The 6,799-nt window shown below is 57.5% G+C and carries 5 protein-coding genes; all 5 read right to left on the bottom strand.

The features are described from left to right. Window positions 1-504: 504 nt before the first annotated feature. The 5 genes from CXR02_RS22515 to CXR02_RS21325 all read right to left on the bottom strand — a co-directional run bounded on the left by CXR02_RS22515 (window position 505) and on the right by CXR02_RS21325 (window position 6,593). Window positions 505-657, bottom strand: a complete 153-nt coding sequence (locus tag CXR02_RS22515) for a hypothetical protein (protein ID WP_181037325.1) — start codon at window positions 655-657, stop codon at window positions 505-507. Between the two features lie 232 nt (window positions 658-889). Next, complete coding sequence (locus tag CXR02_RS21310) at window positions 890-2,377, bottom strand: O-antigen polymerase (RefSeq protein WP_104063809.1); 1,488 nt, start codon at window positions 2,375-2,377, stop codon at window positions 890-892. 587 nt (window positions 2,378-2,964) lie between these two features. Next, window positions 2,965-3,384 (bottom strand): hypothetical protein, encoded by a 420-nt coding sequence (locus CXR02_RS21315; protein ID WP_146072579.1) that lies wholly within the window; start codon window positions 3,382-3,384, stop codon window positions 2,965-2,967. 1,022 nt (window positions 3,385-4,406) lie between these two features. After that, window positions 4,407-4,904 carry a serine O-acetyltransferase gene (locus tag CXR02_RS21320; RefSeq protein ID WP_104063811.1) on the bottom strand — a complete coding sequence of 166 codons (498 nt, stop codon included), beginning with the start codon at window positions 4,902-4,904 and terminating at the stop codon, window positions 4,407-4,409. A gap of 165 nt (window positions 4,905-5,069) precedes the next feature. Next, window positions 5,070-6,593, bottom strand: a complete 1,524-nt coding sequence (locus CXR02_RS21325) for a polysaccharide biosynthesis tyrosine autokinase (RefSeq protein ID WP_104063812.1) — start codon at window positions 6,591-6,593, stop codon at window positions 5,070-5,072. Window positions 6,594-6,799 lie beyond the last annotated feature (206 nt).

Here is a 6,799-nt window from a genome sequence, read left to right on the forward strand (position 1 = left end):
CGCGAACGGCAATGTTTACCCATCTGAAACCTTCTGCTGCGTACTATTTGCCTATGGGGACTAAACAGCACACGACCTTTTGCGCCCTCTGCGCGAAGACAACCAACCACGTGACGGTGTATCAGAAGGCCGACGACGGCGGCCAGCTGATCGCGACGGTGCGGTGCGCGGAGCACTCAGGGGAACCCTCCTGACGTTCGTGCACGCAGCGAAGTCTGAGTTGGGTTAGACATTACTTCCCGGATGCGCTAGCCAGCTCCAGCTCCCGGGGCGGCCTCCGGGGCTCGCTCGGGCGCGGGACGACGGCGGGCTCCAGCCTTCTGGCGGCCCATCGCCGGATAGGTGTATCCACAAATCGGAATGATCCGTAAGCCATCAGCACGGTCAGGGCGGCCGTCAACGGTACGCGGATGGCGAGTGATGGCACCAGGGGAATCAGCAGGATACAGACCGGAAAGGCCAGAGGTAGATGCCATACGGCAGGTCCCGGTCCGGGCGGGACAGCTAGCGGTGGCCCAGAACCTTGGAGATAACGTCGTCGAGCAGAAGGACAAGCCACCCAATGGCCAGCCCAGCCAGTATTGCCAAAGCCGTGGGGCCAACAGGCCAGAAGATATCAAACCAGGCGCCGGGTGTGGTCGGATCTTTGAGCATCATCGACACGTGACTAACTTCGGGTGGAATGGGCCAACGGCGTGGACTCGGGCGGCACGACCGACGCATCCGCCATCATCACCGCCTACGGTGTCGCCGCGGGTCACGTTGCGCCACTTAAACGGCGGACTACGACGCGACGCTAGCCCCGGCCGAAATGTATCAGGGCCTACGGATCCAGACCATCGCCTCCCGGATGACACCCCGCATTCCCAAAGCGCAGCCCTCGAACCTACTAGCGGCGAAGCTTGGGGGGAAGCCGGATTTCACTGGCACGACTCACTGCGGCCGGCACGCGATCGACGCCGCGTTTCTCACGTCGATCTGGCTGCCCTTTAAGTGGTGGTTGGCTACGTGGTAGGACGCTTTCCAGGCCAGGCCCCGGAGACTCCTTTTTGAGCTTCAAGGCCTGACGCTTCTCGTGACGGCTACGTGTGCTTTTTGAGTACCATGCAGCGACAAGGAGCGGGGCGCCAACGTAGAGGACGTAGCTGTAGATTGACCCCGAGTCCGCAGCCACCGTACGGAACACGAGCAGCGTTCCGACGTAGGCGAAAGCCAGTCTGGTCAACACCGTTTGGGATGCCTGATACTTACTGTCTGCCCACGCGGTAATCCTGCCGAGAACAAAGCATCCAACAACGATGCCCACCAAGCCGAAGTTCATGAAGAGTTCAGCGTTCAGGCCAGGGACGATAAAGACCTCCGACCTGGAATACAGGAAGTACTCACCCGACATCTGAGTTGATGTCCTGAGCGGCGGGTTAGAAATTGGCAGGCCGACAAGACGAAGAACACCTAGGAGCACCGACATGGCGCCGGCGAGGAAGCTCTCGCCCAGAGCATAGCCGTTGTCATGCACGTACTCGCTGGCGAAGCCTGTCATCGAGTACCTGCCCCATTCCCAGTCCAGCCAGGTGGTGACGTTGAAGCCTGCGTCGGTTGAGGACCGGTTTTCGGTAACAGTGATGATGTAGGAAACCGCTGCGACGACGCCGGCAGGGACCGCCAGCCAACGTACTCCGCGGAGCCGGGGCAAAGCGATAAGGATAAGGGGCAGAATCATCACGATGATGACCGACCGGCCGCCCGTCCAAGCAAGCGACGCTACCATCGCCATCACGGCGCCCGCCGTAACGATCAAACTGAAAATGCGGTTCTTCCCGGCTTTACCGGAAATCATTAGGATCGCCAGGAACGAAATCGCCCATACGAACCAGTTGGAGAGGAAGCTCCATCGGGCCAGTCCATCGTCCAGAGCAATAACCCGGGTCGCCTCAATCGACTCGACGTAAGACTGGATCTGCATGGTGGCATAGATGGTGATTGGCAGCATCACTGCTGTAGTGAGAAAGAGGAACCGTTGCTCGCCGGGGACCAGCCACGGTTCGGGCAGTTCGGTGGGCTTGAAATCCGCTGCTGGGAGCTTGTGCAGACACGCGGCGCAGAGCGCCATCAGGCCAATCATGCTACCGACCGTCGCGTTGAACGTGGCGTCATCGCTAGCGTTGACGATGTCGAAGTATCCGCGGGTCGCGCCCTCCACCTGAGACAAGTGCACGATTCCGGATACAAGGTTGACGATGATGTAATTCAGAATCACGAGCGTGCGGAAGTTCAGGAACCGACCCAACCTCCGGGCGATGTACTGGGAAATAATGAATCCGCCGATCGAGTAAAGCCCAAGCCCCACTATCGGAAGAAAGTAAGCGCCAACGTTCATAGATGTCCCCTAAATCATGTTCTTTGGCGCTTGTCCCCACGACACAGCCGGCCGCCCGTCCCGGGATCAAGTATAAGGGGCGCTTACGATGCGCTACGCAGCGGTCAATAGGACCGTGTAAGGTTCCTTTCCTTGCCCACCCAACACATGACGGCCAGTACTGACCCCGGGCTCCCCATGCAAGGGGAAACAAACCTCAGCAAGCCGGCTGCTGTGCCGCCATCGCACATGCGTGACCGAAGTCAGCCTCAGCTCGGTGACAAGCCGCGAGTTCCCGGATCGGTGGACACTACGCTTTCTCGGATTCCAACGAGACTATGGAGGAATGGAATCCCGGTATGTGGAGCTAACAAGACTGGGCTTTCTGCCCAGCTTGCGGAGAGACAAGCAATATATGATCCGTTACAAACCGACACTCTCGGCGGCCTGCTGATTGGCGTTGGACTGCTGCGCGGAACACTCGAAATCCGATGTCCAGTCATTGCGCGCGGCGTCGTTGTTGATCGGCGGCTGACTCCCCTCGAATTGGATACCACAGGCACCAAGCAGCACACTTCGGCAACGCCCGACCCCTCTGTGTCCTGGTGTTAGCGTCCCTCTGGGTAATAAGACAGCCAAGATCCATCGGGCTGCTGCTCCTGCAAGTCGTACTTGTAGACCTGTTTCTTGGCCATGCGCTTAGACGCAGTCCAGGGGGCAAGCTCATAATCGACGGTGAATTCCTCCAGTGCAACTCCGCTCTGCAGGTCAACGATTTTGTAGTTTCTAACGAAATGTGTCGAGCGCCTAACGTGGTCGTCCAGAGCCTTTCTTACATCGCCCACGGCAACCCCGGCGGCGAGGACGTCCTTATTGCTGCTGACTGAAGCCACGCCATTAGCTCTGGAGGCTGTCCCACCCGATTCCTCAGCGATTGTGTCTGCCAGTTCGCGATTCTTTTGTTCGAGTAAGCCCAGCAGCCTACGTGTCTCATCATTGTGTTTGTTGTGTTCTTCGGATGCCCTCATAGCGATATCGTAGCGAATTGGGGCGGACAGTTGGCCGATATGACCATAAGTACGAAGGACAGTTCTGCCCTCCTGGTGTACGCCGTCCGAGGCACCGCGGATCTCCCCAGCAATGATCCTCATTCTCCGCCCGCCCGCTAAGAACCGCGAGAATCCGGAAGCCGTGCCGCCGTTCGGTGATCTCAGCGTCGTGTCAACTTGCCGACAACGACTACGCGCAGGGCTTGTACCGCATTCCATCACCCCCGCGGTTGAGTCCGTGTCTGACGGTGTTGCCTGAAGAGACAAGGATTCACCGACACCGACCCGGCTGAGGGGGCAAGGCGGCCTGGGTATGTAACTGGCTTTGGTGGGACCACACGACACAGTCAGATCGCGGCCGCGACAGGATCGGGTGTTTCCCCCCTCAGCCGCGCATCAAGCGTCATGGGTCGTGATCTGTCCCCGCAAAATCGCCACCGGGGCAAATCACGCTGCGAACCGCGCATGCCCATGGACCGGTCGCGCTGCGGCATGTCTTGACCGAGGCATCCCAGGCCGCTGCACGGACGAAGGGACCTACCGTGCCGCCGATGTCCAATTAGTCCGTAGCCGGGGCGCGACGTTCGAGGCACTTGCGGCAACCGGCACGACATCCTTGCTGCAAGGGGCACATCGTCCATGACGGGACCGTGTATGTCGAGCATGGAACAGACTGGCCTGTGCGCCGGCAGAGATCCGAACATCAACGCGCCGACGTCTTCCGGCAGATCGGAAGACTTGGAGCGGAGATCATTATCACCCGCACAACCTCCCGACTCAACGGCTGGCTTAGTCGTTACCAATTCAAAGAAGCACTGCCCTCTTACCGCCGCACGGGCAAGGGAAAAGGCCGTGGTGGCCGTCTCAGACCACCGTACCCATGCTCATCTGCGAAAGGCGGATATGCGTTCCTTGAATCAAGGATGCGGACACGGGGAGGGCAACAACCTTTGCTTTGCTGTGTGGTTCGTGCGGCTGGAAGGTCGGTACCCCAGGCCTGGCTAGCTGAGGCTAAATTTCGCAGGGACTCCAACAGCTGTCTTTCCAGAGGGAACGTCTTTGGACACCACTGCCCCCGCACCAATCTTTGCCCCTCGCCCAACAGTGATGCCGCCGAACAATGTGGCGCCAGTGCCTAGATAAACGTCACTCTCAATTTTTGGCACGCTGAAAGTGTCGGACCCGGATTGGCCGATGGTTACTCGATGATAAATCGTCACGCCCGCACCTATTTTCGCGTTGGCATTGATGATCACGCCACGCCCACCGTGCGGAAGTCGCAACCCCGGGCCACACTCAATGCTGCCGGGAAGTTCAGCACCTATAACGCCTTGAATCCAGAACAAATCCAGAATCTTCACTAAGGGCTTGAGAATAATCTTCAGACGGCTACGATGGGCTGATTGATTTAGCCTAAAAGCCAAAACAGTTGCCCTATCAAAAAGTCTGCTATTACGCGCAAAATCGGCACGTAAGTAGCGCAAGAGTGAGTATCTCATGCGTGAATCATACATTTTCCAGAGTAATCCGCATAGTCGATGTCGCGAATACTGTCAATAATCATTCAGACTCGCTAGGATGGCTGCCTCGCCAGCAGTCCCGGGTTCGACTGACATATGCCTCTTTGACCGAAATACTAGAACCAGGCATCAGAGATGCTAACACTACTGCTGTTCGTAAGTGACGCGGTCAGACGGAAAAGACCGCGCGGATTGCATCTCTTGCGTTCTAATAGTTTTCTCGAATTCACCGAGAACAAGTCCATTTTTTTGAAGTCCAAAAGCGCCATCGCGGGTATCGGAGCGGACGTTGGAAGCAGCCAGAGTCGACTGTTCCTGGTCGTGGCTATAGTAACTGTACGAGTATGCATCGGGTCCCTTGGCCGGAAGCCTGTTTAGGACCACACCGAGCACATTGGATCCCACCATTTTCAGCGCATTAAGAGATTTTTCGAGATCTTGTTGTCTGAGCTTTTTTGAACCAACTACTACGACAACTCCACCGACGTGCTGCGACAGGACGGCGGCGTCCGTGACGGGAAGCAGCGGCGGGGCATCGATTACCACCGTGTCAAACACCTCTTCAAGTCGTACGATGAGCTGCTTCATTTCGTCTGATCCCAGGAGTTCACTGGGATTGGGCGGGATCTGTCCAGAAGTTAGAACGTACAGGTTGTCGTCTCCCCATGGCTGAAGAAGGTCGTTGATGTCGACCTGACCAACCAGGGCTGTAGTAAGGCCTGCATTTCTTTCCAGTCCAAGGTATTCGTCTACCATGGGTCGCCGAAGATCCGCATCCACAAGGCAGACCGATTGGCCGGCTTGGGCTAGCGCAATCGCCAAATTCGTGGCTGTGGTGCTCTTACCTTCGCCGGGCAACGAGGAGGTGAGGAGGACTGTTCTCGCCTGCCCAGAGACGTTGGCAAACTGAAGGTTGGTGCGCAGTTGGCGGAATGATTCCGCACGAGGGCTCTGTGCCGCCGTTTGCGTCAGGAGCGGCTTCCGTACCGCATCTTGGTCAAAAGAAATCCCGCCAAGGAGGGGGACATCAGTCACCCTCCGAAGATCTGATTCCCCTCTGACCTTATTATCGAGCGTGAACCTCAGCACTGCGACTACAATGCCAATGAACAATCCGACTAGAAGGCCAAGCAAGATGTTCACGCGGGTGTTAGGCGCGGACGGTTCCGAGGGAGCTTTTGCGGGCTTGATTACCGACAAACTAACCGGCGAAGAACCGGTCCCATTCTTTGGCTTTTCCAGGGTGTCAACGGCAGTAATGAGACTGTTCGCCACCGCCTGTGCAATTGCGGCAGCCTGCACGGGTGACTTGTCAGAGACAGAGATCTCTATGAGCACTGTCTTTGCATCTGTACTGGCTTTCACGCTGGACCCGAGCTCTTCTGCACTGACGGCGAGCCCCAGAGAGTCAATAGCAGGCTGCAACACCATAGGCGAGTTAACTGTCTTTATATACGACTGCACTCTTGCCTCACCGAAGGTATTCCCCTGCTGCAACTCTTGAACTGAACCTGAATTCTGAATCGCCACGAATAGCTGCGTCTCGGCAGTGTAAGTCGGCTTCGTCAGCACTGAAGCTCCAGCTCCTGCAAGGAGACCTGTCAGCGTGGCGGCGACAACCAATATCCAGTTGCGGCGCAAAATTCGCAAGTAGTCGCGTAGATCCAAGACTCGGGTCCCCCTGTTTGGTCGCTGGGGACCACCGTTCGGCGTGCCACCAGAACGACATCGTTTGTGCGTTCCTCGTTATTCTACCCGGCGCCCGGCAGCGCTAACTTCGGTTTGGATCCCGGGATCTAGCCCGGGGTTTTCATGAGGGTGGCGCCCGCCGGGTGTGTTAAAGCGACGAAAGGTGCTTCTGAGCTGGGAAAATA

Origin of the sequence: Arthrobacter sp. 4R501 (genome assembly GCF_002929755.1) — a bacterium.
GTDB lineage: Bacteria > Actinomycetota > Actinomycetes > Actinomycetales > Micrococcaceae > Arthrobacter.

Excerpts from the sequence above, each read along its gene's own strand:
- CXR02_RS22515 (WP_181037325.1), bottom strand. The coding sequence starts at position 657 with ATGATGCTCAAAGATCCGACCACACCCGGCGCCTGGTTTGATATCTTC.
- CXR02_RS21310 (WP_104063809.1), bottom strand. The coding sequence starts at position 2,377 with ATGAACGTTGGCGCTTACTTTCTTCCGATAGTGGGGCTTGGGCTTTAC.
- CXR02_RS21315 (WP_146072579.1), bottom strand. The coding sequence starts at position 3,384 with ATGAGGGCATCCGAAGAACACAACAAACACAATGATGAGACACGTAGG.
- CXR02_RS21320 (WP_104063811.1), bottom strand. The coding sequence starts at position 4,904 with ATGAGATACTCACTCTTGCGCTACTTACGTGCCGATTTTGCGCGTAAT.